This is a genomic window from Ignatzschineria sp. F8392, from assembly GCF_002252045.1.
Taxonomy (GTDB): Bacteria; Pseudomonadota; Gammaproteobacteria; order Cardiobacteriales; family Wohlfahrtiimonadaceae; genus Ignatzschineria.
Map to the genome: position 1 here is coordinate 123,205 of NZ_NEFF01000002.1, position 24,417 is coordinate 147,621.

At 44.9% G+C, this 24,417-nt stretch carries 25 protein-coding genes and 1 pseudogene; 2 read left to right on the forward strand and 24 right to left on the reverse strand.

Annotation, left to right across the window (positions count from 1 at the left end):
• Positions 1-42: 42 nt before the first annotated feature.
• The 6 genes from priA to fabD form a co-directional block, all read right to left on the reverse strand.
• Positions 43-2,301: a primosomal protein N' gene (gene priA, locus B9T19_RS04770; protein ID WP_094567467.1), complete on the reverse strand. Its 2,259-nt coding sequence runs from the start codon at positions 2,299-2,301 to the stop codon at positions 43-45.
• 222 nt (positions 2,302-2,523) lie between these two features.
• The gene (sohB, locus tag B9T19_RS04775; RefSeq protein ID WP_094567468.1) at positions 2,524-3,726 is read right to left on the reverse strand and encodes a protease SohB; all 1,203 of its coding nucleotides are present in this window, start codon (positions 3,724-3,726) and stop codon (positions 2,524-2,526) included.
• A gap of 104 nt (positions 3,727-3,830) precedes the next feature.
• Positions 3,831-4,712, reverse strand: coding sequence for a peptidylprolyl isomerase (locus B9T19_RS04780; RefSeq protein ID WP_094567469.1), 882 nt, complete (start codon positions 4,710-4,712; stop codon positions 3,831-3,833).
• Between the two features lie 13 nt (positions 4,713-4,725).
• Complete coding sequence (locus B9T19_RS04785) at positions 4,726-5,001, reverse strand: BolA family transcriptional regulator (RefSeq protein WP_094567470.1); 276 nt, start codon at positions 4,999-5,001, stop codon at positions 4,726-4,728.
• A gap of 204 nt (positions 5,002-5,205) precedes the next feature.
• Positions 5,206-5,853, reverse strand: a complete 648-nt coding sequence (locus B9T19_RS04790) for an inner membrane-spanning protein YciB (protein WP_158214353.1) — start codon at positions 5,851-5,853, stop codon at positions 5,206-5,208.
• Positions 5,834-6,775, reverse strand: a complete 942-nt coding sequence (gene fabD, locus B9T19_RS04795; protein WP_094567472.1) for an ACP S-malonyltransferase — start codon at positions 6,773-6,775, stop codon at positions 5,834-5,836. Before fabD ends, B9T19_RS04790 begins: the two co-directional genes overlap by 20 nt.
• A 1,406-nt stretch (positions 6,776-8,181) precedes the next feature.
• On the opposite strand from fabD, the gene B9T19_RS04805 reads away from it, so the two are divergent.
• Positions 8,182-8,460 (forward strand): DUF6290 family protein, encoded by a 279-nt coding sequence (locus tag B9T19_RS04805; protein WP_143436856.1) that lies wholly within the window; start codon positions 8,182-8,184, stop codon positions 8,458-8,460.
• Positions 8,444-8,710: a type II toxin-antitoxin system RelE/ParE family toxin gene (locus tag B9T19_RS04810; RefSeq protein WP_094567475.1), complete on the forward strand. Its 267-nt coding sequence runs from the start codon at positions 8,444-8,446 to the stop codon at positions 8,708-8,710. Before B9T19_RS04805 ends, B9T19_RS04810 begins: the two co-directional genes overlap by 17 nt.
• A gap of 340 nt (positions 8,711-9,050) precedes the next feature.
• Here the strand turns inward: B9T19_RS04810 and B9T19_RS04815 are convergent, their stop codons facing one another.
• The 18 genes and pseudogenes from B9T19_RS04815 to B9T19_RS04895 all read right to left on the reverse strand — a co-directional run bounded on the left by B9T19_RS04815 (position 9,051) and on the right by B9T19_RS04895 (position 24,161).
• Positions 9,051-10,004: a beta-ketoacyl-ACP synthase III gene (locus B9T19_RS04815; RefSeq protein ID WP_094567476.1), complete on the reverse strand. Its 954-nt coding sequence runs from the start codon at positions 10,002-10,004 to the stop codon at positions 9,051-9,053.
• Between the two features lie 11 nt (positions 10,005-10,015).
• Complete coding sequence (gene plsX, locus B9T19_RS04820) at positions 10,016-11,059, reverse strand: phosphate acyltransferase PlsX (RefSeq protein ID WP_369828069.1); 1,044 nt, start codon at positions 11,057-11,059, stop codon at positions 10,016-10,018.
• Positions 11,060-11,242: 183 nt separating this feature from the next.
• Positions 11,243-11,437 carry a 50S ribosomal protein L32 gene (rpmF, locus tag B9T19_RS04825; RefSeq protein ID WP_094567477.1) on the reverse strand — a complete coding sequence of 65 codons (195 nt, stop codon included), beginning with the start codon at positions 11,435-11,437 and terminating at the stop codon, positions 11,243-11,245.
• Between the two features lie 51 nt (positions 11,438-11,488).
• A complete protein-coding gene (locus B9T19_RS04830; protein ID WP_094567478.1) occupies positions 11,489-11,998 on the reverse strand; it encodes a YceD family protein in 510 nt (169 codons plus the stop codon).
• A 74-nt stretch (positions 11,999-12,072) separates the two neighbouring features.
• On the reverse strand, positions 12,073-12,546 hold the full coding sequence (gene moaC, locus B9T19_RS04835) for a cyclic pyranopterin monophosphate synthase MoaC (RefSeq protein WP_094567694.1): 474 nt from the start codon (positions 12,544-12,546) through the stop codon (positions 12,073-12,075).
• Between the two features lie 274 nt (positions 12,547-12,820).
• Positions 12,821-13,150 (reverse strand): hypothetical protein, encoded by a 330-nt coding sequence (locus B9T19_RS10475; RefSeq protein WP_143436857.1) that lies wholly within the window; start codon positions 13,148-13,150, stop codon positions 12,821-12,823.
• Between the two features lie 223 nt (positions 13,151-13,373).
• Positions 13,374-13,829, reverse strand: a complete 456-nt coding sequence (locus B9T19_RS04840) for a YcgN family cysteine cluster protein (protein ID WP_094567479.1) — start codon at positions 13,827-13,829, stop codon at positions 13,374-13,376.
• The gene (locus B9T19_RS04845) at positions 13,826-15,061 is read right to left on the reverse strand and encodes a YihY/virulence factor BrkB family protein (protein ID WP_094567480.1); all 1,236 of its coding nucleotides are present in this window, start codon (positions 15,059-15,061) and stop codon (positions 13,826-13,828) included. The genes B9T19_RS04840 and B9T19_RS04845 overlap by 4 nt, the downstream gene beginning before the upstream one ends.
• A 43-nt stretch (positions 15,062-15,104) precedes the next feature.
• Positions 15,105-15,515 (reverse strand): HIT domain-containing protein, encoded by a 411-nt coding sequence (locus B9T19_RS04850; RefSeq protein WP_094567481.1) that lies wholly within the window; start codon positions 15,513-15,515, stop codon positions 15,105-15,107.
• A 147-nt stretch (positions 15,516-15,662) separates the two neighbouring features.
• Complete coding sequence (locus tag B9T19_RS04855) at positions 15,663-15,947, reverse strand: cell division protein ZapA (RefSeq protein WP_094567482.1); 285 nt, start codon at positions 15,945-15,947, stop codon at positions 15,663-15,665.
• A gap of 18 nt (positions 15,948-15,965) precedes the next feature.
• Positions 15,966-16,217 (reverse strand): hypothetical protein, encoded by a 252-nt coding sequence (locus B9T19_RS04860; protein ID WP_094567483.1) that lies wholly within the window; start codon positions 16,215-16,217, stop codon positions 15,966-15,968.
• An 11-nt stretch (positions 16,218-16,228) separates the two neighbouring features.
• Positions 16,229-17,446 carry a UbiH/UbiF/VisC/COQ6 family ubiquinone biosynthesis hydroxylase gene (locus tag B9T19_RS04865; RefSeq protein ID WP_094567484.1) on the reverse strand — a complete coding sequence of 406 codons (1,218 nt, stop codon included), beginning with the start codon at positions 17,444-17,446 and terminating at the stop codon, positions 16,229-16,231.
• Between the two features lie 213 nt (positions 17,447-17,659).
• The gene (locus B9T19_RS04870) at positions 17,660-18,958 is read right to left on the reverse strand and encodes an FAD-dependent monooxygenase (protein ID WP_094567485.1); all 1,299 of its coding nucleotides are present in this window, start codon (positions 18,956-18,958) and stop codon (positions 17,660-17,662) included.
• 160 nt (positions 18,959-19,118) lie between these two features.
• Positions 19,119-19,886 carry a type I methionyl aminopeptidase gene (map, locus tag B9T19_RS04875; protein WP_094567486.1) on the reverse strand — a complete coding sequence of 256 codons (768 nt, stop codon included), beginning with the start codon at positions 19,884-19,886 and terminating at the stop codon, positions 19,119-19,121.
• A 235-nt stretch (positions 19,887-20,121) separates the two neighbouring features.
• Positions 20,122-20,688 carry a dCTP deaminase gene (gene dcd / locus B9T19_RS04880; protein ID WP_094567487.1) on the reverse strand — a complete coding sequence of 189 codons (567 nt, stop codon included), beginning with the start codon at positions 20,686-20,688 and terminating at the stop codon, positions 20,122-20,124.
• Positions 20,689-20,718: 30 nt separating this feature from the next.
• Entirely contained in the window at positions 20,719-21,825 is a 1,107-nt protein-coding gene (gene apbC, locus B9T19_RS04885) for an iron-sulfur cluster carrier protein ApbC (RefSeq protein ID WP_094567488.1), read from the reverse strand.
• A gap of 242 nt (positions 21,826-22,067) precedes the next feature.
• A pseudogene (locus B9T19_RS04890) lies at positions 22,068-22,661 on the reverse strand (tRNA (adenosine(37)-N6)-threonylcarbamoyltransferase complex ATPase subunit type 1 TsaE); the annotation flags it as partial.
• A 105-nt stretch (positions 22,662-22,766) separates the two neighbouring features.
• On the reverse strand, positions 22,767-24,161 hold the full coding sequence (locus tag B9T19_RS04895; RefSeq protein WP_233146796.1) for an MATE family efflux transporter: 1,395 nt from the start codon (positions 24,159-24,161) through the stop codon (positions 22,767-22,769).
• Positions 24,162-24,417: the final 256 nt, after the last annotated feature.

A 24,417-nucleotide genomic window follows, 5' to 3' on the forward strand; every position in this document is an offset into this window, starting at 1 on the left:
GCTCTCGCCGTTCCAAAAACCTGCTTATTGAGCCAAAATGATTTAGGTGAAGTCGATGGGATCAACCTCGATTAAGAGGCGAATATTGGAGCGAATATTCGCTTCATAGAGACGGCGAATTTGGTATGCCATTCGATGCAGAGCACTTCGCTTCTCCGATTGAAGGATCACATGCACCCGATAAAATCCTTGCCGGCGTTTAAGGTTATTAGGCATCACTGGTGTGATCTCAACTTGAGGATCTGGCTCAATATGATTGAGTAACCCTTCAAGATATGAAGTCGCTTCCGATTCACTTCTCGCTTCTACCTGAATTAAGATCTGATAGGAGTAAGGCGGAAGATTGAGAATCTGCCGTACCTCAAGCGCCTCTTGTGCATAAGCTTGATAACCGATCTTAGGTAACTGATGAAAGAGGGCATTATCAGGAAACATCGTCTGTACTAAAACCTTTCCCCTCTTCTCCCCACGCCCTGCTCGCCCTGAAACCTGCATCAAGAGCTGCGCTAACTTCTCATCTGCCCGAAAATCATTGGCAAAGAAGAGCCCATCACTATTGAGAAGAACCACTAAAGTGATATTGGGAAAATCATGCCCCTTTGCTAACATCTGTGTGCCCACAATGATATCGGCTGATTGCTCCCCGATCTGGGTTAAGTTCTCCACCAACTCCCGACTATTGCGAACATTATCCCGATCAAAACGTAAAACACTCGCCAAAGGAAATGCATCTGCTAATGCTTTTTCAATCTTCTGCGTGCCTGCCCCTAACTCCTTAAAGTGCGTGCCGCCACAAGCACTACAAACTTTAGGATAAGGATAGCGCGTCCCACAATGATGGCAATGAAGCATCCCGGTGGTGCGATGAAAATTGAGATAACTACTACAGTGATGGCACTCCTCAATCTTGCCACAATCGAGACAGGTTAAAACAGGAGAGAATCCACGCCGATTAAGAAAGATTAATACCTGCTCTTTTCGGGCGATGGTTGCCTCAATCTCATCTAAAACCCGCGTTGTAATCCCATCATAGTTCTTCTCCTCATTGAGATCGATAATCTCCCACTCCGGCATTGCACCACTTACTCGCTCTGGAAGCTGATAATAGCTAAAACGTCCTTCTGCAATATTACGAACACTCTCATAAGTAGGCGTTGCACTCCCCATCACCAGCGGAATCTTTTCAAAATGAGCCCGCCAAATCGCACTATTATGAGCAGAGTAACGAACACCATCTCGCTGAATATAGGAGCTATCATGCGCTTCATCGATAATCATCAAACCAAGACGCGCAAAGGGGGTAAAGAGTGCTGAACGGGTACCGATGAGCAGATCGATCCGCCCTAATGCGGCATTACGCCACGCCTCTAGACGCTCATTATCACTCAGTTGAGAGTGAATCACGGCAACACGGACCGATAATGCAGACTCTATGCGACTGACAAATTGAGGCGTTAAACCGATCTCCGGCACTAACATCAATACCTGCTCCCCTTTTGCCAGATGGTGACGTGCAATCTCTGTATAGACAGCTGTTTTCCCTGAGCCTGTCACTCCCTCAATAAAAGAGAGAGGTGGTCTATTAGCCACAATATCATCCACAATATGCTGCTGCGCGGTAGTTAATTGTAATGGAGGCTCTTCTGATGGCGGTTTCGCCGAAGAAGGCTCACAATCGAGATCGGCTTCACGCAGAAGTAGAGCGCTCTCTAAGAGCGCACGACGATGATTTTTAAAATTAGGAAATTGGGCTAAAATCGCCGCTTCACTATAACGTTGCCCTTCTTCGAAGAAGTTAAGAATCGCAATTTTAGCTCTTGAAGCACGATTTTGCGCATCTTCGCGCCATACAATGCCGGCATCGGTGATCTGATAGTAATCTTCCGCAACATAGAGTGGTCGCCCTTGTCGTAGAGGAGTAGGAAGAAAAAGTTGTAAAACCTCTCCTAACGGCGCGTGGTAGTAGTGGGCAATTCTCTCAGCTAGGCTCAAAAGATGGGGGCCAATAATGGGCATCTCATCGAGGAGCATCGATATCGGTTTCAACTTCTCACGAGGATAATCGCTCTCCTCTTTGACCGCTACAATCATTCCGATCATCTCCCGACGCGCAAAATTAACGGCAACTCGCATTCCAACGGTGGGACTGATCTTTTTGGGGGAAGCGCTCTCCGCCTCATCTTCGATAAATGTATCAGTAGCAAGATACTCAAAGGTGCGATGAAGTGGGCAAGGCAGCGCCACTTCTATTACCCGTTCCGCCGCTTCTACGCTCGCTTCTCTAATGCGCTTCTCAGCCATTCTATCCTCTACCTTCTCTCTACCTACTACCCTGATCTCTATGATCAACGCTGACAGTACAACTCAGCTCATAAAAAACCCCAATAACGCACCATTATAATCGCTATTGGGGTTGATCTCTATTTTCACCGGCGAAAGAGCACTTTTACTCTCTTGCCGACTTGCTCTTCTATCTCACGAATACTTAAAATATCCCTTCAATATCATTTCAATATCACTATCTTAGAAGGGGATTCGCTTCATAATACGGGTTAAGAAGCGGGAGAGTCCTTGACGAACAGAGCTCTTCTCCACATATTGAATCGTGTAGACATTTTTATTCTTCATCGATTCTAAGATATAGGAATCACTCGTCTTCAACTCATCCACTAAACCGAGCTCTAGCGCTTTAACCGCAAGCCAATACTCTCCCGTTGCGATCTGCTCAATCTCAAGCTGTGGACGATATTGTTGTACAAAATCTTTAAAAATATGGTGAATCTCATTGAGCTCGGCGCGGAACTTCTCTTTTGCCGCCTCACTATTCTCACCAAACATCGAGACCGTGCGCTTATACTCCCCTGCAGTAAATTGCTCATAATCGATATTATATTTTTCAAGCACTTTATGGAAGTTCGGCATCTCTGCCACCACGCCGATGGAGCCAACAATAGCAAAAGGCGCGGCTAAGATCTTATGCGCAACGGAGGCCATTAAGTAACCACCACTAGCGGCCACTTCATCCACTGCCACCGTTAAATGGAGCCCTTTATCGCGAATACGCACTAATTGTGAGGCGGCTAAACCATAGCCATTGACTGCGCCACCGGGGCTCTTAAGACGAATCAATACCTCATCCCCTTTCTCTGCAATCTGCAATAGCGCGGAGACCTCCTCGCGTAGACTACGCACCTCTTCAGCTTGAATATCCCCATCAAATTCCAATACATAGAGAGTCTCAGCCTTTTTGGGCTTGCTCTTCTCTTTCTCACGCTTCCAAAACTGCCAGAAAGGGGCTTTTGCAACTTGCGATTTCTCATCACGTTTATCACGCTGATCGGCCTCTTTACCCTCTTTACCCTCTTTCACAATATTTTCAGGGGCCGTTTCAGATACGGTTTCAGATCTCTCTTCAGATGCCGATTCTGCTGCCGATTCTGCTGCCGATTCTGATGCATTCTCTAAAGCTTCTGCTTGCTTCTCTCGAGATTCCTCTCGCTCAAGCTCCGCCTTAAAATCTTTATCATCAAGATCGCTATGTTTAAACTCTAAAAAACCCTCTTTGATCTGCTGATAACGCTCACCAAGATCCTTAAACTCGATCTTGCCCCCCGATTGCTGCTGATTATTACGCAGAGAAGCTAAAAAGAGAAGCGCCACAATAAAGGCGACAATAATCGTGCCGGTCTTCGCCAAAAAAAGAATAAACTCAAAAAAATATGCCATCAATTAACCCTAATGAACAAAAAGACCTGAAACCTCTCGGAGAGGATCAGGTCATTACAGAGCGCCCCATTATTGGGGCGAACTACAGATCAACGATAAGATCGTTACTGTTTTGCTTCTGGTAGCTCAACATTCACTTTCTCTTGAACTTCTTCCACATATTTTTGGAAGAGTGGTTGTGCTAACTGTAATTTAGTCTCTTCATCTAACTCATCAAATGGTTTGATCTCAAGATCTAAATCACGCACATCATCTAAAACAATAATATGGTAACCAAATTGGGATTCAACAGGCGTTTCGCTCATCTTCCCTTTCTCCATCGTCGTCAATGCTTCACCAAAACTTGGATCCATCATTGAGAGGCGGAACCAACCACCGATGCTACCATCACGTGCAGCGGTTGCTGGATCGAGTGATTTCTCTTTTGCCGCTTCTGCAAAAGTTGTTTTACCACTCTTGATATCTTCGATAATCCCATTCGCTTCCTCTTCCGAGTCAACTAAGATATGAGATGCCTGATACTCAGTCTGCTCAATTTGAGCTACCATTGCATCATATTGTGCTTTGAGCTCTTCTTGAGTAATCTCACCCTTATCGAGCATATTTTGGAAGAGAAGATCCGCTAAGAAGAGATCACCGATAAGACGCATCTTTAATTGATAATCTTGATCCTTATCGAGTCCACGCTTCTTTGCTTCTTCTGCTAAAGCATCTTGTGTACCAAGGAGTTTAACGAGTTGTACCGCAACTTCTGGGCTCTCCACTTCATCGACTTCAACACCTTGAGAGAGGAGTAAAAAGTTCTCTAATTCCGCTTTAGAAACCTCTTTTCCATTGACTGTTGCCACAGGGTCTTGTAATTGATAACCCTCTGATACAACTTCCGCTTCAACAGCAACAGGCTGTGCCTCATCTGCCATGGCAACGACAGAAAATGCTCCCATCAATGCTGCGGTTAATAATGTCTTTTTGAATAAATTTTTCATTGCTACTCTTCCCTTATTTCGGTTGTTGAGTCGTAATTTGAATACTTAATGCATGGATATCACGATCCATCATGGTATCTAATGCTTGATACACCAATCGATGCTGCTTTAAAAGTGACAGACCAACAAATTTTGGTGAATCGATCTTTACTGTAAAGTGACCTGCACCCCCTCGCGCACCGGCATGACCGGCATGGAGATGACTATCATCGATAATCTCAAGAGAGGTCGGTGCTAAGGCCTCAGTCAATAAGTCTCTAATTTTATCTAATCTTGCTTGATTATTCATCTTTTTATCTCAAAATCCCTCAATAATGTAATCGACATAAAGATACGAATACATAAATAGTAAATATGTAACTACGTAACTACATAACTACATAACTACATAAATATAGGTCGATATATGTTATATCTCTGATCGCTATATCTCTGATCAAAACATATTTGATTAAAATGTAACTGCTTATAACTGCTTATAACCACTTAATTCCTATGATTTCTTATCACGCTCACTCTCTGCTAAAAGATGGCTCTTATCATCGGCAACTTCCACTTCAGAGCGCTTAATCGCTTCATAATGCTTCCCTTTTTTAACAAGATGCACCATCAAGAGAATCGCTAATACAAAGGTGAGAAGCGGATTGATCACCATCTTAAAGCTCATCCAGATTTCTGAGGAGAGTCCTAAGAGAATAATCACGGCATTGAGCGCGGCCATCACCAACATATAGGCAGCCCACCAAAGGTTGGTTCGTAGCCACTCATGCTCCGGCAGTTCAATATCTAAAGTCTTCCCAAAGATCATCTTAATGGGGGATTTCTTCAGATAGAACATGCCCACAAGACCAATTGCGATAAGAATATTGACAATCGAAGTACGCCACTGAATAAAGACCTCATTATCGAAGACAATGGTCATCGTTCCGAAGATCAATGTCGCCGAGAGGATTAACCAATCATTACGGCGCATCGATTGCCGGAAGAAGAGTCCTGAAACAAGTAGCGCAATTGCCGAGCTATAGACCAATGCTTTTGTTGCAAGAACAAGATCGCGACCAAAGAAGAGATAGGTCCCTAAAAAGATCGCAGTACACGCCCCTAAGAGAATTTGGGGGATATTAGATTTCTTTGATAACACTCTCGAGAGTTCCTCCATCTAACACATTATAAGTGGTCAAGGATTTGTCGATACGGCGGATAAGACCGGTCAATACCTTACCAGGACCACACTCTACGATTGTAGTAACCCCTTCGCGCGCAAGGTATTCGATCGTCTCTGTCCAACGAACAGGCTCATAGAGTTGGCTGATAAGCGCCTCTTTAATCTCTTCGACATCACGATGAGCGCTCACATCCACGTTATGGATCACAATCTCTTTTGGAGCAGAGAGCAGCATATCATCGAGCACGGTGGCTAACTGCTCAGCCGCTGGCTTCATCAAAATTGAGTGGGAAGGAACAGAGACGGGGAGCAGAAGTGCGCGACGCGCTCCACGTTCTTTTGCAAGCTCACAAGCCGCTTCTACCGCCGCCTTTTCACCGGCAATGACCACTTGACCGGGTGAGTTAAAGTTAACGGCAGCGACGATACCTGCTTTTTCAGAATCATGACAAACGGCTCTCACGGCATCATCATCTAATCCTAATACTGCCGCCATTGCACCCGTTCCTACAGGAACAGCTTCCTGCATAAAGAGACCACGTTGATGGACTAATTTAACCGCATCTTTAAATGCTAAAACGCCACTTGCCACAAGTGCGCTATATTCCCCTAAGCTATGGCCGGCAAGATAGGCAGGTTTTGCACCATTTTCTGCGCACCAAACACGCCAAAGCGCGATGCTAACGGTTAAGATCGCCGGTTGAGTGATCTCTGTTTTCCCTAATTGATCAGCATCTCCTGAACGAATAATTTCTGATAGTGAAAATCCTAATGCATCATCGGCATCCTGTAAGGTCTCAACAACAAGTGGATGATCTAAAAGGTCGGCAATCATTCCGGTACTTTGTGAACCTTGACCAGGAAAGACAAATGCTAATGTACGATTTATTTCACTCATTTTATTTTCTCTCTTATTAAATACATAAAGTAGAGAGCTCCATCAGGAACTCCCTCTCGATTTTAATTTATCTTCCCAATTCTACCTTTTTATCAGAAATAGCGCTATCGACAATTACAATCACAATTTTTAGTTGATTAATAACATTTTTGAGTTGGAATCTTATTGAGTGAAAAAGCGCTATTGAATTGCCGGGAATCGCCCTACATGTTCCCACCCATCCCGCGCCGGCAGTTGATGATCTTCTATCATCAGTTGTTTTTTGAAATAAAAAAGGCTGAACGGCGCCGGTCCTTACTATCGCGTTTTTCCATATATCGCGCGCCGGCAATGGGCATCATTGATGCCGAATGGCGGGCATGCATCGGTTATAAGAACGAAATGGTAAGCTCCCGCCACTCAACAGACCCTCTTAAGAATCATAATAATAATTCATTGAAGCAAAAGAGGCCGATGAGTTGCCGGAGATCACCATCACGTTCTTACATTAATAGCGTGCCGGCAAGGAACAATCTTCTATCGTTCGTTAGCAGTGTCTAAAAATCAACTTTTCTGGGTAGCAAAGATGCCCAATGGCGGGCATGCAGGGGTTATAAGAACGAAATGGTAAGCTCCCGCCACTCAACAGACCCTCTTAAGAATCAGAAGAATAATCCATTGAAGCAAAAGAGGCTGAACGGTGCCGGTCCTTACTATCGCGTTTTTCCATATTTCGTGCGCCGGCAAGTATCGCTACTTTAACAATCTTATCCCCGGCATCGAAGATGCCAAACCGCGGGCATGCATCGGTTATAAGAACGAAATGGTCGGTTCCCGCCTCTCAACAAACTCTCTTAAAAATCATAATAATAATCCATTGAAACAAAAGAGGCCGATGAATTGCCGGTCCTTACTATCGCATTTTTCCATATATCGCGTGCCGGCAAGTATCGCTACTTTAACAATCTTATCCCCGGCATCGAAGATGCCAAACCGCGGGCATGCATCGGTTATAAGAACGAAATGGTCGGTTCCCGCCTCTCAACAAACTCTCTTAAAAATCATAATAATAATCCATTGAAACAAAAGAGGCCGATGAATTGCCGGAGATCACCTCTGCATACTTCCACCAATCTTGCGCCAGCAGTTGATGATCTTCTATCATCAGTTATTTTTTGAAATAAAAAAGGCTGAACGGTGCCGGTCCTCACTATCACGTTTTTCCATCTATCGCGTGCCGGCAATAGGAGGCATCGAAGATGCCGAATGGCGGGCATGCAGAAGTCATAAGAATGAAATGGTAAGCTCCCCCGTTCCAAAAATCCTTTTACTAGATCAAAGACAAAATAGAAGTTGATAAAATCAGTGTCGAAAATAGAGATAGATTCAAAAAAACTATATTGAGTTTCAATGGCGAATTTCCCACAATGGAAAAAGATCAACTAAAATCAAAAGGATTATTCATCATGAAGAGGGAAAAGATGTTAGCAATAGAACTACCTGAAGAGCTCTCTACACGATTAACAGCTTTAGCTCATAAAGCCGGTATCAGTGAGGAAGAATATGTTAAAGAAGCTCTTTTAGAACATATTACCGATATCGAGGAAGCTCAGATAGCTGAACAAATTCTAGAACGTATACATCAAGGTCAAGAGTCGACATATAGTAGTAAAGAAGTGAGAAGAAGACTTGGTCTGGAAAGTTAAATATTCTGATAATGCTTTAAAAGCACTAAAAAAGATCGATAAAACTCATGCCAAACGTATAGTAGATACCTTAGAACTACAAATCGCTCAATTAGACGACCCTAGAGTAAGGGGAAAAGCACTACAGGGAAATTTTAAAAACCTGTGGCGCTATCGAGTCGGCGATTACAGAATTATCTGTGATATGCAAGATAATCAACTAACAATTCTGGCACTCTTTATCGGGCATCGAAAGAAAGTTTATAGATAACTAATCATATAAAAAGAAACTATTAAATTGCCGGAAATCGTCCTGCATGCTTCCAGAGGCTACGCGCCGGCAATCAGCGATCTTCTATCACAGGCTATTTTTTAAAACGAAAAAAGGCTGAACGATGCCGGTCCTTACTATCATGCGCTTCCAAAAACTACGCGCCAGCAACGGGCATCATCGATGCCCAATGGCGGGCATACACCGGTTATAAGAACGAAATAGTAAGCTCCCGCCGCTCCACAAATCTTCTTATTGCAACCATATAACAACAAAAAAGGCTTTAAACATTACTGTTTAAAACCTTTCTTTAATCACTTTCTATCGATCTTTTCTGAAACTACATTCTCACTAAAGCTGAACCCCAGGTGAAGCCGCCGCCGAACGCTTCCATGAGAACAAGATCCCCCTTCTTCACGCGACCATCTTTACGCGCAACATCGAGCGCTAAAGGAATACTTGCCGCAGAGGTGTTCGCATGTTGATCAACGGTGATAATCATCTTCTCTAGAGGCATGCCGGCACGTTTTGCTGTTGCCGTCATAATTCTTAAATTCGCCTGATGCGGAATTAACCAGTCGATATCGGAACCGGTGAGGTTTGCCGCTGTTAAGGTCTCGTCTACAATCTCATGCAACTTTGTCACAGCATGACGGAATACTTCATTCCCCTTCATCTGTACATAAGGATAGACATCTTCACGAGAGATTACGCTCTTCTTCACTGAGAGAAGATCTTTATACGCACCATCTGCATGAATATGGGTGGAGATAATCCCCTCTTCCTCTGTTGCCTCAAGGATCACAGCTGCAGCACCATCTCCAAAGAGAACACAGGTGGTCCGATCACTCCAATCGAGCACGCGAGAGTAGATCTCAGAACCGATCACCATCGCTTTTTTCGCAGAGCCTGCTTTAATAAAGTTATCGGCAATTGCTAAAGCGTAGATAAATCCTGAACAAGCCGCACTAATATCGAAGGAAGCTGCATGGTGATTTCCCAACATATCCTGCACTAATGTTGCTGTTGATGGATATGTCTGATCAGGCGTTGTTGTTGCAAGAACAATCAAATCTAGTTCATCTGCATCAATATTGGCATCTTGCAAAGCTTGTTTCGCAGCTTCATATGCTAAACCCGCTGTTGTATCGCTCTCATCGGCAATATGGCGCTGGCAGATTCCAGTCCGCTCTACAATCCACTCATGCGTTGTATCAACAGTTTTGGACAATTGCTCATTTGTCACAATATTTTTTGGCAAATATTGCCCAGTTCCGATTATTCTTGAATTCATCCTTATCCAACCTATTCGTTTGACTGCTGATTCTCCGCAGTTTCAAATTGTTTTCTCATCTTATCAATTATTTGTTGCTCTACAAGCTTAACAGATATCTCTATCGCATTTTGAAAAGAGATACGATCTGCATTCCCATGTGATTTTACAACAATTCCGCGTAAACCTAAGAGACTTGCACCATTATGTTTACGAGGATCCATTCTATTTTTAAGATCTTTTAAAACCGGCATTGAGACAACTGCCGCACATTTTGTAAGAAGATTCTTCTTAAAGGAGTTTCCTAGCTGCTGGACAATCATCTTCACTGTCCCTTCTAAAGTTTTAAGGGCAATATTGCCGGTAAAACCATCGGAGACTATCACATCCACATCATCAAAGAAGATCCCATCGGGCTCTGTAAAGCCGATATAGTTAAGATCTGATCCCTCCATCAGTGGAACTGTCCCGCGAACTAACTCATTCCCCTTCATCGCTTCTGTCCCAATATTCATTAAAGAGACTTTCGGCGCCGGATCACCACTGACTACTGAAGAGAGGAGTGAACCCATCACCGCAAATTGGTAGAGATGCTCAGGGGTTACATCCACATTCGCACCGAGATCTAAAAGATGTACATAACCACGCTCACGAAGTGAGGGGATCGAAGTACAAATTGCCGGACGCATAATGCCAGGAAGTGTCTTTAAGACAAATTTTGCCGTTGCTAAGAGCGCCCCAGTATTTCCGGCAGACATCGCCGCATCGGCCTCGCCTGCTTTAACGCAATTGATGGCAACACGCATCGATGAATCCTTCTTATTACGAAGGGCGCTTTGTGGCGCATCATCCATCTCTACCACTTCTGTTGCGGGAACGATGGTAATTCGCCCCGATTTAAAGTGGGGTTGATCTGCTAAAAGGGGTTGTAAAATATCCTCTTTTCCGACAGCAAGGACAGAAAGATTATCATGTGCATTTAACGCACTCACAACTGCGGGGATATACTCTGGTGCGCCGTTGTCACCACTCATCATGTCTACTGCGAGCTTTACAGGCACTTGATTGCTCTTAATCACGTTGCTGATTCCTAATTTTTAACATCAACTGATAACAGATTCTCATCCCGCTCTGCTATCACTACTCAATTGCGGGGAAATAGGAGAGAAACTCATAATAAAAAACCTACGCTATCTTCGAACAAGACAAGGCGTAGGTTTTCCGATATATGTCTATCAACCTCTAACAGTCGTTAAAGATTATTCTTGATCGACAACTTGTTCGTTTTTAGTGATAACTTTACGGCCACGATAGAAACCATCAGCAGTTACGTGGTGACGTAAATGCATCTCTCCTGAAGTTTTATCGATGCTTACTGGGCGTGAAGTTAAGAAATCATGCGCACGACGCATTCCTCTTTTTGAACGAGTTACCTTCGATTTTTGTACAGCCATTTTAACTACTCCTAATTAAACTATATTCTTTCAAGTGATAGAAAGATCTACCTAATCCAATAGATCTGACAGAACGGCAAAAGGATTCTTCTTCTCCTCTTCTTCTGGCAGCTCTTGATTCTTTAAAAACTCACGTCCTTCGCAAGGCTCATCATCCGGATGGTAAGGTATGATTGGCAATGCCATCAATAACTCATCTTCAAGATGATATAAGAAGCTGATGATATCGACATCTTCAATAATAATGACGTCAGCATCATCCCCTACAAGCTCTGCTTCATATTCACTTTTGACAGGAAGCCATCGAAAATCGACATCCAAATCAATCGGGAACGGCTCAAGACACCGCTGACATTCAACATCGACATTGACGAACGCATGTCCAACAATGCACTTATGCTGACTCTCATCGAGACCTGCCTCAAAAGAGACAACAATATCACCATTGACCTTTTCAACCGCTTCCTCTAATCGGGGAAAGAGTTTTTTCGGTAATCGTACATTTTCAACAACGAGACGCTGATCAATGGCCTGCCATATGGTTAATGTAGAGTAATTCAAAGAACACCATCAATTCTAATAAAAGAGGGATATAGTAATCTATTGCGCAAATTTTTGCAATAAATCAGTTCGCACTAACGAATAAAGTCCCCGCTTTTTCCCCCTGTTTTTCGATCAAGGGCGATATCGGAGATCACCATTCGCTTATCAATGGCCTTTAACATATCATAAATGGTCAGTAACGCAACAGATGTTGCCGTTAAAGCCTCCATCTCCACGCCGGTAACGCCATTTGTGACCACTTCTACCGTCGCAATAACGCTCTTTTTCTCCGGCATGAGGTTAAACTCCACATTCACCTTTGTCAGGGGAAGAGGATGACAAAGAGGAATAAGATCGGCCGTTCGTTTTGCCGCTTGAATCGCCGCAATTCGGGCAACTCCCAAGACATTCCCTTTCGAGACGCGCTCTTCAACCAATGCTGAGAATGCCTCTTGATTCATAGTAATCATGCCACTTGTAATCGCCCGGCGTTTTGTAATCGCTTTATCGCTCACATCCACCATATGCGCCTCACCCTCGGCATTAAGGTGGGTCAGCTTCTCCACTAACGAGCCTTCCACTACACGATCCTCATCTCTCTTCATCATTTAATCTCCTTGATTAATAGCATATTAAGAACTTATCTTCCGATAGACTCTACGCTTGTCGGTCTCATTACTTCAACAATAACAATATTGTAACCAAAAAGCGGATCAATTGCGGATGAGTTTGATTGATTGAGAGGAATAATGAATATTGAAACAAAACATGCTGATGAGTTGCCGGATCTCACTATCGCGTGCTTCCATATATCCCGCGCCGGCAGTTGGCGATCTTCTATCACCGGAAACTATCGCATCCCATTTTAATAATTCTCGGCATCGAAGATGCCGAATGGCGGGCATGCACCGGTAAAAAGAGCGAAATGGTCGGCTCCCGCCCCTCAATAAACCTTCTTATAAATGATTCTTTGAGACAAAAAAAGCTGTTGAGTTGCCGGAGATTACCACTGCGTGCTTCCATATATCCCGCGCCGGCAGATGGCGATCTTCTCTCACCGCCTATTTTTGAAATGAAAAAGGCTGAACGCTGCCGGATCTCACTATCGCGTTCTTCCATATACTGCGCGCCGGCAGATGGCAATTTCTCAATTACCCAAAAAGGTATCACTTTAATGATATTCTCCCGGCATCAAGGATGCCGAATGGCGGGCATGCTCCGGTAAAAAGAGCGAAATAGTCGGCTCCCGCCCCTCAATAGACTCTCTTAAGAATCATAAGAATAATCAATTACAACAATAAGGGCCGATGAGTTGCCGGATCTCACTATCGCGTTCTTCCAAAAATCATGTGCCGGCAATTCGTGATCTCAACCACGATCACAGACAAGATATCTACTTAACCGGCTTGATCTCTTCGATGAGAAAATCCTCTAAGGATTCATCATCACTTAATGCCGATTCATGTAATAGCTGCAATTGCGGAAAGGGATAGAGCTCCCGAACTTTAGAGCGATCTTTTGAAAGAAGATGGTGCCATGCCGGCAGAGATTGCCCTTCCGCCCGTAGACGATAAGCACAGGTTTGAGGCAACCAACGAAATTGAGCAATATCTTGTAGCTGCAGGGAGATACATTCAGGAACATATTGATGACGATCACAATAATGCTGACATGCACCCGATTGAAGATCTAAGAGATTACAGGCTACTCGCGTGTAGTAGATCTCCCCATCATCCTCATCTTCTAATTTGTTAAGACAACAGAGCCCACAACCATCGCAGAGCGCTTCCCACTCTTGCGAACTCAATGCTTCTAATGGCTTTTCCCAGAAAGGGGGTTGATGACTCACTTCTGCTCCCCATTACCTGATTCATCTACTGATTCATTCTCAGATCTATTCACTGATCCCTCTTTTGCCGATTGATCACCACTTCCGCCCTTACCGTTTGATCCCGAAGAGGTTGTTGAGATCTCAAGATGATCAGTTACCTGAACCCCGACATCTTTCCCCATTGGGGAGAGCGTAATCACCGACTCAACCTGCCGACCATTCTCACCACAACTCACCTTACCCACCGCTGGTGGCGAGATATCCACCGACTCACTTGAAAGATGCTTAACAAACCACTCATTACGATCGGTATCTTTCGCCTCAAGACAGAGACGAATCTCCACCTGACTCGGTTTTACCTTCACCTCATCATCATGCGCTATCAGTGATTTAAATTGTAGATAGAATGCGATCTGACTCCCCACCAGAACGATGAGCCAAGAGAGATACATCCACATAATAAAGAGTACAACACTGGCAAAACCGGAATAGATCTGCGACTGCTTCCCCGACATCACTACAAATTGGGTAAAGAGCTTACCGATAAAGTACCAAGCATTTGCCGCAATCAGCGCACCAATCAATGCCGGAATAAGATCTACTTTACGGAAAGTGATAAAGAGATAGGCAAGCCAAATCACCACTGTGACCACCGCAATGGTGAAAAATTGCCCTAATAAAAAGGTGATCACAGGATCGGTCACAAAACCTGTAACACGCAGAACGATGGAGCTTGAGAGAAAAGAGAAAGCGATAAAAGCAAAGATCGGGCCGATCAGAATTACCACCACATAAGAGAGTAAGCGCTCCTTAAATGAGCGCCCTTTCGCCACGCGCCAGATTCGATTAAAGGCCGACTCGATCGTCGTCATCAAGTTGATCGCCGTATAGAGGAGAACCAATAGCCCAACACCCCCGAGGATAACCCCCCGCGTATTCTCCACAAAGCCGATCAAAATATTGACAAAATCTGTAGCATTCTCCTCCCCTAAAAAGGAGAGCGCACTCTTTAAGAGCGGTTCTAGCTCATTATGGACACCAAAGCCCGCCAAGATGGAGAAGGTTATCGCCATCAATGGCACAAGCGAGAGCATTGTTGTATAGGTTAATGCTTGCGCTCGCTCTTTAAAATTGGCCTCGCTATATTGCACCGCAATGCGATAGAGAAGCTGTAATCCCCGGCGTAACAATAAAAAAGAACCTGTCTCAGACCAGAGCCAGGCTTCTATCTTTTGAATGAATGCTTTCATAAATGCCTTTTATGAGAAAAAAACAGATATAACTATGCCAAAATTATGCAAGTTTATCAAAGGCATCCTTCAATAATTTAATTCGACGCTCTAATGCATCTGCCGCATATTGTGTGCTCAGTTCAAAATATCCCCACACAGGATTAGGCCATGCAAGATCGGTCTCGTAGCGTGCAATCACATGAATATGGAGCTGACGGACGATATTACCGAGCGCCCCAATGTTGAGCTTATCAGCATCAAATTGTGTCTGCATCACTTGAGAGGCCATGCGTAATTCTTTGAGAAGTTGCTCCTGATCTTCAATGGAAAGATCGATAATCTCCTCAATATTATCGCGCTTCGGTACTAAAATAATCCATGGAAAACGCGCTTCATTCTGAATACGCACCTCACAGAGAGGGAGATTCGTTACAAGGCGACTATTTTTTGCTAATTCTTCATCTAAAATCATACGCGCTCCTCATGCATATCATATGGTTACTCATTATTATCATTTGCATTGTTATTTGTATTGTCATTTACAAATTATCAATGGCATTGTCATTTGCGATATCGTTGCGATCACGTACTGATCATGATCGCGATCATCGATCGATCTTTAAAGAAATTGATCAACCTTTTTCGATAGCGTGACTAATTCCTCTCGCAATTTAAATTCTGTTAACTCTACCCCTTTCTCCGCACGAACGAGCTCACTTGCGAGAATAATCCCCGCCATGATCGCCGCCTTTTCGAGAGAGAGACGCCCTTTTGAGCGCAATTTAGCAATCTCCGCATCGAGACGAAGGGCTGATTCACGCAACACCTCCTCTTCCGATTTTGGGGTGCTAATAGGATACTCTTCATTGGCAATTTTTACCGATACAACTACAGTCTCTGACATCTTGATTCTCCTACATTCCTACATATTTTGGCTCATCGATTCCACACGGGAAACGAGCTTATTTAACTTCTCGGAAAGAAGGGCATTATCCGCCACTAATCGAGCATTCTCCTGCTCCATATTTTGACGATAGGTACCAAACTCGAGTTGCAAGTTCTCATATTTCTCTTCAGCCTCTTGCAATTGGGTCACGAGCTGTTGCTTCTGCTCGCCTAATGTAACCATCTTCTTCTCTAACGTCTCAAAAGCTGCTTTCAATGTATCTGACACAGTTTTTACCTCTATTTCGGTTTAACAAAAGCGGGAATATCGCCATAATACCCCATCGCAATTTTAGCAAGTTTTCGCTTCACAAAGGGAAGTTTATCGGCGGCGGATAGCCCAATATTGCGAATCCCCTTTATGATACCAGATTGGCTCGTTGAGCTTCGCTTAAAGAGATCCATCGATCCCATAATAAACATATTATGTGCTTTTCGCCGTTTTTCATAGCGTTTTAACATCTCTAAGTTACCCAGCGGAATCCCTGCCTTACGAGCATTGATTAACTCTTCCACCAATGTTGCCGAATCAAGATAACCGATATTAACCCCTAAACCGGCAAGAGGATGGATCGAATGTGCCGCATCCCCTGCTAAGGCAAAATTCTCCCGAACGTAGGTTTGTGCATGATTGAGTCTTAAGGGATAAGCGCCCAATTCACCGGCGATTTCGATCCGCCCAAACTTCCACTCAAAACCTTCTGAGAGGCGATCAGAGAAACTTTCAGGATCGAGCGCTAAGAGTTCATCTGCCTCTTCATAGGTGGTATGCCATGCCAATGAGCAGCGCCCATCATTGAGTGGAAGGAGCGCTAAAGGTCCATTATTTAAGAAGCGTTGCCAACAGGTGTTGTCATGGCTCTTCTCAGGGCGAACTTGACCCACAATCGTCTTCTGTCCATAGCTCCAGCCGGTGGTCGGGATATTAGCCCAATCACGAACGAGCGAACGGCCACCATCTGCACCAACGATCAGCTCAGCCTCATACTTCTCGCCATTACTGAGCGTCACCTCCACCCGTCCATCTTCAAGGCGAAGAAAGGATTCGAGCTTGCAGTTTTCTAAAATGGTGATCAGTTCCAACTCTTGAGCTCGATCGAGAAGCACGCCTTGCGTCGCCTCATTATCCATAATCCAGCCTAAAGCATCGGAGCCTGTGCCGGCAGCATCAAAGGTGAGCTCGCCACGCCCGCCCTCATCCCAAACATGCATATGCAAAAATGGGGTGATTCGCCCGGTATGTTGTAGCCCATCCCAAGCATCCACATACTCGAGCCATTTACGACTAGAAGGGGTAAATGCCGAGACCCGAAGACCATAATCTTCTGTCGGATAGAGCTTCGCTAGAGGATGAAACTCAATGACTAAAACCTTTAATCCCGCCTTTGCAAGGCCGATTGCAATACTCGAACCGACTAAGCCGGCGCCATTAATAATGACATCATAACGGTGACTCATATCTCTTCCTCTCTTCCTTCCCTATCGCTCGATAGAAGAAGGACGCTATTTTTTAAACTGATATTAAGAACTGATACTAAGAACAGACACTAAAGACTGACACTAAAGCGATATCTGATTGACGCTAAAAGGAGCATTAAAGTCATTTAGAACGTTTAGGTCATATAGACCATATCGACCATATAAACCATTTAGAGCCACTCTCAACCGATTTTAATAGCCCATCCCAAAACGGGCGATACGCTTTTTAAGGGGTTTTAAGAAATTGATTCCTCGAAGAGCGATATTGCGCAATTGTGGTGCGCAGGACCAATCGATTCCAAAACTTCGAACTAAGAAGTCAGTCGCACCTACTACTTTTACCACATCCCGGCGGCGCTCTCGTTGATACCACTCAAGATCATGGAGTGTGGGGATATTTCCCGACTCAAAGAAGGGCAGCAGTAACTCACAATCACGAAAACCGAGATTGAGCCCTTGTCCGGCAATGGGATGCAGTGAATGGGCGCTATTACCAATCAATGTTAAACAGGGTTTACAGACCTCTTTGGGCACCATCAAGGTAAGATCCCAGACATGGCGCTCTGTTACCATCTCAATATCACCTAGCTCATAGCCGATACGGAAGATCACCTCATTGGCAAATTGTAGATTACTCGCCTTCTGCCAATGCTCCTTATCCCGACTATCGGCGATTAATACCACCGCCATCTCGTGACTTCCCACCGGCAGGAGGGCCAGAGGACCATCACTGGTAAAGCGCTCATACGCCATATTGTGGTGTGGATGCTCAAATTTAGCACGCGCAATCACCGCAACCTGACCATAATCACTATGGAATGATTCAATACCAGAGAGTTGTCGCAGATGAGAGTGCATCCCTTCAGCGGCAATGACCCAATCAAAAATCGCCTCTTCCGATACTTTTTCGGCCTCTTTGGTGGTGATTAGATGACAGAGCGCTTGCTCGCGATTGCTCTGCTTCGGAGCGATCTCTTCCACCAATTGATAGTTACGCAATGTGGTCTGATCTCGATACTCAATATTAGGGCAACGATCGATCGCGACGAGCATCTCTAAACGAAGACGCCCTAAGGGAACTAATGCCCCAAAGGATTGCAGATTATGTTCTGAAGCGAAGAGCTCCACCTTCGTGGCATACCCTTTTTCTGAGACATGAACAGACTCAATCGGCGTGGCATAAGGTTTGAGCGCCTGCCAAATATCGATCTTTTCCAGATATTTAACGGAACGATAAGAGAGCGCAATCATGCGTGTATCTTCATTGAGTAGCTCTATCGTCGGCCTTGGATGTTGATCGACAATCACAATCGAGAGGGGGGAATCTTTTAGCCCCAATGCAAATGAGAGCCCGATCGGTCCGGCACCGGAGATTAAGAGCCGTTTAGTAGGTTTCTGACCCGGCTTCTTCCTTTGCTTCTGATCATGTTTTTGATCATGCTTCTGATCATGCTTCTGAGCGTGTCTATTTTGATCTAATGTCTGTTCCATAGGAGCGATCCTCTGTTATAGATGCCATTCATTGTAGCGATCTTTTTCTCTCTCCTATTGATATATCACAAGGATTGATCATAAGTTAGGCAGAGAAATTGTAAAATACTCTTGAGCTAAAAAGCTCTAAAATATTTTAAGATCTATTTCTACGATCTCGCTACTCAATCGTTGGTAGGCTTAAGATCTCGTAACCATCATCTGTGACTAATACCGCATGCTCCCACTGTGCTGTGAGTGAGCGGTCACGCGTTACGGCCGTCCAACCATCACCTAAGACCTTCACCGCTGCCTTACCGACATTGATCATCGGCTCAATGGTAAAGATCATCCCCGGCTCCATAATCTCCGTCACTAAAGGGGAGTCATAATGGAGTACTTGTGGCGCTTCATGCAGACTTAAACCCACGCCGTGACCACAGAAATCTTGGACTACAGAGTAGTGATGCGCATGTGCATGCTTTTGAATCGCACGACCAATATCTCTAAAAGGCGCACCTGGCTTAACCTCTTCAATCCCTAACATCATGCACTCATAGGTGACATCTACCAAGCGTTTTGCCAAGATGGAGACTTCCCCCACACAGAACATTTGACTTGAATCACCAAAGAAGCCATCTTTTGCCAAGCAGATATCGATATTAACAATATCGCCCTCTTTCAACGCGCGATCGCCGGGAATTCCGTGACAGACCACATGATTGACAGAGATACAGCTCGCACCGGGGAAAGGAGGCTGACCATAGTTAAGGCTTCCTGAGATTAACCCTTCTTCATTCATCCAGCCGTGGATCATATCATCGAGCTCTTTAGTAGTGACGCCTGCTTTCACAAAAGGCTTCACCCGTTTTAAGAGATTGGCCACCGCCTGATTCGCTTTCCGAATACCTGCTATTTGGGTCTCATTCTTTACAATAATTTTTGACATAAACTCAATTCCTAATTCTTTATCTAATTCTTTATCTAATGCTATATCTAATTCTTTATCTGAATTCTAATCTTGATTCTTTATCTAAACCTAAACTTAAACCTAATCCTGACTCCAGTCTTGATTCTGATGCTCGTTCTGATTCTGACGCTGATTCACTCTTCGTAGTGCAATCAGCAAAGGGGTAAAAAACGAGAAGCTCCTAGAGAGGAGCTTCTACACAGATGAACGATTGTTAAGTTCTTGGAAGCGTCACACCGGTCTGCCCTTGGTACTTCCCGCCGCGATCCTTATAGGAGATATCACACTCCTGATCCGACTCAAAGAAGAGCATCTGCGCAACACCTTCACCGGCATAGATCTTTGCAGGAAGATTGGTCGTATTGGAAAACTCCAATGTCACATGCCCTTCCCACTCCGGCTCTAACGGGGTGACATTCACAATAATGCCACAACGCGCATAGGTGGATTTGCCAAGACAGATGGTCAATACCGAGCGAGGAATCCGGAAATACTCCACTGTACGTGCTAACGCAAAGGAGTTGGGGGGAATAATACAGACATCAGAGACAAGATCTACAAAGCTATTCTCATCGAAGTTTTTAGGATCGACGATACTAGAATTGATATTGGTAAAGATCTTAAACTCATTACTACAACGCACATCATAACCATAGCTTGATGTTCCATAGCTAATAATGCGACCTGTCTCATTCTCTCTGACTTGCCCTGGCTCGAAAGGCTCAATCATGCGATGCTTCTCTGCCTGCTCTCGAATCCAATGGTCTGCTTTAATTGACATACGTTTTCCTTCCTACAAATAGAATGTAAATTACTTCAACTCTTTTCCTTGTGATTGCTGTACGACCACTTTTGGAAAGCCGGCCATTCTATCACGTTCTCTTAAAGAGAGTTTTGCCGCCATCTTGAGCGCAATATCTCGATAGAGTTTTGCTAAGTGATCATCTGTCGTCGCCGTAGGTTGACCACGATCTGCCTCTTCACGAATCTTAATATCAAGTGGCATACGGCCTAAAAGGGTGATTCCCTCTTTCTCTGCTAAAGCGCGACCACCGTCGGTACCAAAGATCGCCTCTTCATGACCACAATTTGAGCAGATGTGGTAGCTCATATTCTCCACAACTCCTAAGATTGGAATCCCCACCTTTTCAAACATGGTGATCCCTTTACGTGCATCGAGTAGCGCAATATCTTGTGGTGTTGTTACGATAACACTGCCCGATACCGGCACTTGCTGAGCAAGCGTTAATTGGATATCTCCTGTTCCAGGCGGCATATCCACAATGAGGTAATCGAGATCTTTCCAGTTGGTCTCTTTTAACATCTGTGCAAGCGCAGAAACTGCCATCGGTGCGCGCCAAATGGCGGCATCACGATCGGCAATGAGATAACCGATAGAGTTGGTCTGTAATCCTTGTGTCTCCACCGGCTCCATCGATTTACCATCGAGTGAAACAGGCTTTTCATGACTATTGAGCATCGTCGGTAAGCTTGGGCCATAGATATCGGCATCCAAAATCCCCACTTTTGCCCCTTCATTGAGAAGCGAGAGTGCAAGGTTTACCGATGTTGTCGATTTCCCAACGCCCCCTTTCCCAGATGCAACAGCAATAATATTGCGAACATTAGGAAGGGCATGGAGCTGACCTTGAACTTTATGGGCGACCACTTTTGTGGAGACTGAAACCGCTGCATCAACGCCACACTTTGCTTTGATCTCTGCTTCAAAATGTTCTTTTAACGCTTCGCTATGCGCTTTGGCAAAGAAACCTAGAACGATATCGACCTTCACTGCCGGCGATGCGCCCTCATTGATCTCTATCGACTTCACACACCCCGCAGAGAGAAGATCAACCTCTAAATAGGGGTCTTGATACTGCTGAATAATCTCTTCAATCGTCGCTTTTGTTACGTTCATAGGTTCATCCTCGCTAAAATAAAATGGGTGGATCTATTCTAACACCGCTTGACAAATAAATTAACCGAGATTCTTCTCTCGCCTCAATCTTAAGAGTTGAATGATTCTTGAGAGTCTTAAAAACCTTGAGATCCTTGAGAACCTTCAGATCTTTAATAGCCTTAAGAGTCTTGAGAATCTTGAAGGTCCTGAGCATCTTGATGCTGAGAATCTTGATGCTGAGAATCTTGATGTTGCGAATGAAGATGCGTGATCAACGCTTCCCCTTTCTCACTCTGAGGGAGAAGGCGAAGGGTTAATGCTTCCCCCTCTCGCGCTAAGAAGAGCTCAATATCTGCCATCGGCAAAACGCCTTCCCCTTTCTCGGGCCACTCAATCAGCCAGATCCCCTGCTCTTCCAATAATCCTAAATCATAGAGCTCTAAAGGAGAGGCTAAGCGGTAGAGATCCGCATGATAGATCATCATCAACTCTGAGAAAGGCTCTGCCCCCTTGCCAGCACGCTTTCCATTATCACGCTTCTCGTGCTTCCCATTCTTACCGCGCCCCTTCTCGATCACCTCTTCTGGAAGTGTGATCTCATAAGGCTCAATTAAGGTATAAGTTGGGCTCTTCACCGCACCCTTAATGCCGAAAGCTTGGATAAAGTAGCGCGCAAAGGTGGTCTTGCCGGCCCCTAAATTACCATGAAGATAGAGCTTAAGATCACGCCACTTGAGACTTCTCATCTCTCTTTGCAAGAGCGTGACAAATTGTTGTGCGAAAGCTCTTGTTGCCGCCTCTGTAGGAAGCTGTAGCTCAAGCTCTCCTCGATTGTTGAGAGTAGAATTGAGTATGACCACCGCAGCGACCGCCTCTTCATCTTCTACCATTAAAAGTTCTTCATCCTTTTGATCCATTTTTTTGATCTCCTCTTCTACGCACTTACCCATCATGATCATCTATCTTGCCCCACTCGGCGCAGTTGTTACAGAAGGTAAGCGACGCGTTAAAATCGCTAATCGTACATTGAGGAAGAGTGCCGCTACCGTTAAGCCGGCAATCAGCCCCATCCAAACTCCCGGCGCTTCAAGATGTTTGACCACACCGAGATAGTAACTTAAGGGGAAGGCGATCAGCCAGTAGGAGGCGATCCCTAAATACATCGGCACCTTAGTATCCTTCATTCCGCGTAAAATTCCATTAGCGGAGATCTGCAAGCCATCGGGCAGTTGGAAGAAGAGCGAATAGACAATGAGCGCCGCTGACATCTGCACAATCTCCGGATTGGTATTGAAGAGTTGTGGAATATGAAAGCGCGCGAAGAAGAGCATTAAGCTCGTCACTAACATTAATCCCAAAACAACCACTCGCCCCATATCGCTAAGACGGCGGACACTCTCATAATCCATCCGCCCCATGCGCTGCCCCACCATCGAGGTGAGCGCCATCGCGACACTGAGCGGAATCATAAAGGTCATGGAGGTGATCGCAAGAGAGATCTGATGACTTGCTACCACAATGGTTCCAAACTGCCCCAAAATTAAGCCAGCAGCAGAGAAGATCGCCACCTCCGCAAAGAGCGTCGCTCCGCTAGGAATCCCCACACGGATCATCTCCCCAAGACGTGCATCAGGGCGCTTAAATCCACGCAATAACTGCAAGTTACGCAATCTGCGATCGACAAAGGTGACCCCCACAAGGAGAAAGAGCATCACCCAGAAGGTAAGGCCTGTGCCTAAGCCGGAACCGATTATTCCAAGGCTAGGTAGCTGAATCAACTCCCAGCCATTGACCAAGATATAGTTTAAGAAGGCATTCACCAGAAAGCCGATCCCACAGACAATGGTAATCGGAAGTGGTCGTGCTACCCCTTCACAGACGGCACGAAGACTATTGAAGATTAAGATCGCCGGCGCACCGATACTCAGCGCGCGCAGATAGGAGATTGACCCCGGGATGAGATGCTCCTCAACCGATAGAAATCGCAAGAGATGACCCGAAAAGAAGTTCATGATCAGCACCACGGCAACGATGAGAACAGAGGAGATTAAAAGGCCGTTATGCCAGATCAAGGCAACATCCTCACTCTTGCCCTTCCCAAATTCGTGGGCACTAAAGATGGCGACACTCATTAAGACACCGGTACTACAGAGAAGAAGCGGATTCCAGATCATCACCCCTAAGCCGACCGAAGCCTGTACATTATCATCAAAGTGCCCGGTAATGGCGATATCGACAACCCCCATTCCCACTAAAAACCATTGGGTAATGAGGATCGGTAACGATAGTGTGATAAGCATGCTCAGCTCATCTCGCTGAAATCTAAATCGTCTATAGACGCTACTCTCTCTCATTCTTATCGCTCCTTCTATCACTATTTCAATTGATGCTTCCCTTCCCTCTCGCGACTGATCGAGCACTCTGGGCAAGATCGACTTCAGGGAAAAGAGAGCATGCATTCTACCGCAACTTTTAGCGAAAAGTATGAGAATTCGCTCAATCTCTTAACAACTTCCCCAAAGGGGCACTGCCAACAAGGATCTTCCACGATTCTCAATAGGTTGTAAAATGGTATCAATAAACTGATGCTCAATCAGCTGCTACCTCATC

Bases quoted from the DNA above. Each gene is read 5' to 3' on its own strand.
- B9T19_RS04870 (WP_094567485.1), bottom strand. From the start codon at position 18,958: ATGGAACAGACATTAGATCAAAATAGACACGCTCAGAAGCATGATCAG.
- dcd (WP_094567487.1), bottom strand. From the start codon at position 20,688: ATGTCAATTAAAGCAGACCATTGGATTCGAGAGCAGGCAGAGAAGCAT.
- sohB (WP_094567468.1), bottom strand. From the start codon at position 3,726: ATGGCATATTTTTTTGAGTTTATTCTTTTTTTGGCGAAGACCGGCACG.
- priA (WP_094567467.1), bottom strand. From the start codon at position 2,301: ATGGCTGAGAAGCGCATTAGAGAAGCGAGCGTAGAAGCGGCGGAACGG.
- map (WP_094567486.1), bottom strand. From the start codon at position 19,886: ATGTCAAAAATTATTGTAAAGAATGAGACCCAAATAGCAGGTATTCGG.
- B9T19_RS04815 (WP_094567476.1), bottom strand. From the start codon at position 10,004: ATGAATTCAAGAATAATCGGAACTGGGCAATATTTGCCAAAAAATATT.
- B9T19_RS04855 (WP_094567482.1), bottom strand. From the start codon at position 15,947: ATGTCAGAGACTGTAGTTGTATCGGTAAAAATTGCCAATGAAGAGTAT.
- B9T19_RS04785 (WP_094567470.1), bottom strand. From the start codon at position 5,001: ATGAATAATCAAGCAAGATTAGATAAAATTAGAGACTTATTGACTGAG.
- B9T19_RS04780 (WP_094567469.1), bottom strand. From the start codon at position 4,712: ATGAAAAATTTATTCAAAAAGACATTATTAACCGCAGCATTGATGGGA.
- B9T19_RS04805 (WP_143436856.1), top strand. From the start codon at position 8,182: ATGGAAAAAGATCAACTAAAATCAAAAGGATTATTCATCATGAAGAGG.
- B9T19_RS04865 (WP_094567484.1), bottom strand. From the start codon at position 17,446: ATGAGTCACCGTTATGATGTCATTATTAATGGCGCCGGCTTAGTCGGT.
- fabD (WP_094567472.1), bottom strand. From the start codon at position 6,775: ATGAGTGAAATAAATCGTACATTAGCATTTGTCTTTCCTGGTCAAGGT.
- B9T19_RS04845 (WP_094567480.1), bottom strand. From the start codon at position 15,061: ATGAAAGCATTCATTCAAAAGATAGAAGCCTGGCTCTGGTCTGAGACA.
- apbC (WP_094567488.1), bottom strand. From the start codon at position 21,825: ATGAACGTAACAAAAGCGACGATTGAAGAGATTATTCAGCAGTATCAA.
- B9T19_RS04850 (WP_094567481.1), bottom strand. From the start codon at position 15,515: ATGATTTTAGATGAAGAATTAGCAAAAAATAGTCGCCTTGTAACGAAT.
- rpmF (WP_094567477.1), bottom strand. From the start codon at position 11,437: ATGGCTGTACAAAAATCGAAGGTAACTCGTTCAAAAAGAGGAATGCGT.
- B9T19_RS04895 (WP_233146796.1), bottom strand. From the start codon at position 24,161: ATGAGAGAGAGTAGCGTCTATAGACGATTTAGATTTCAGCGAGATGAG.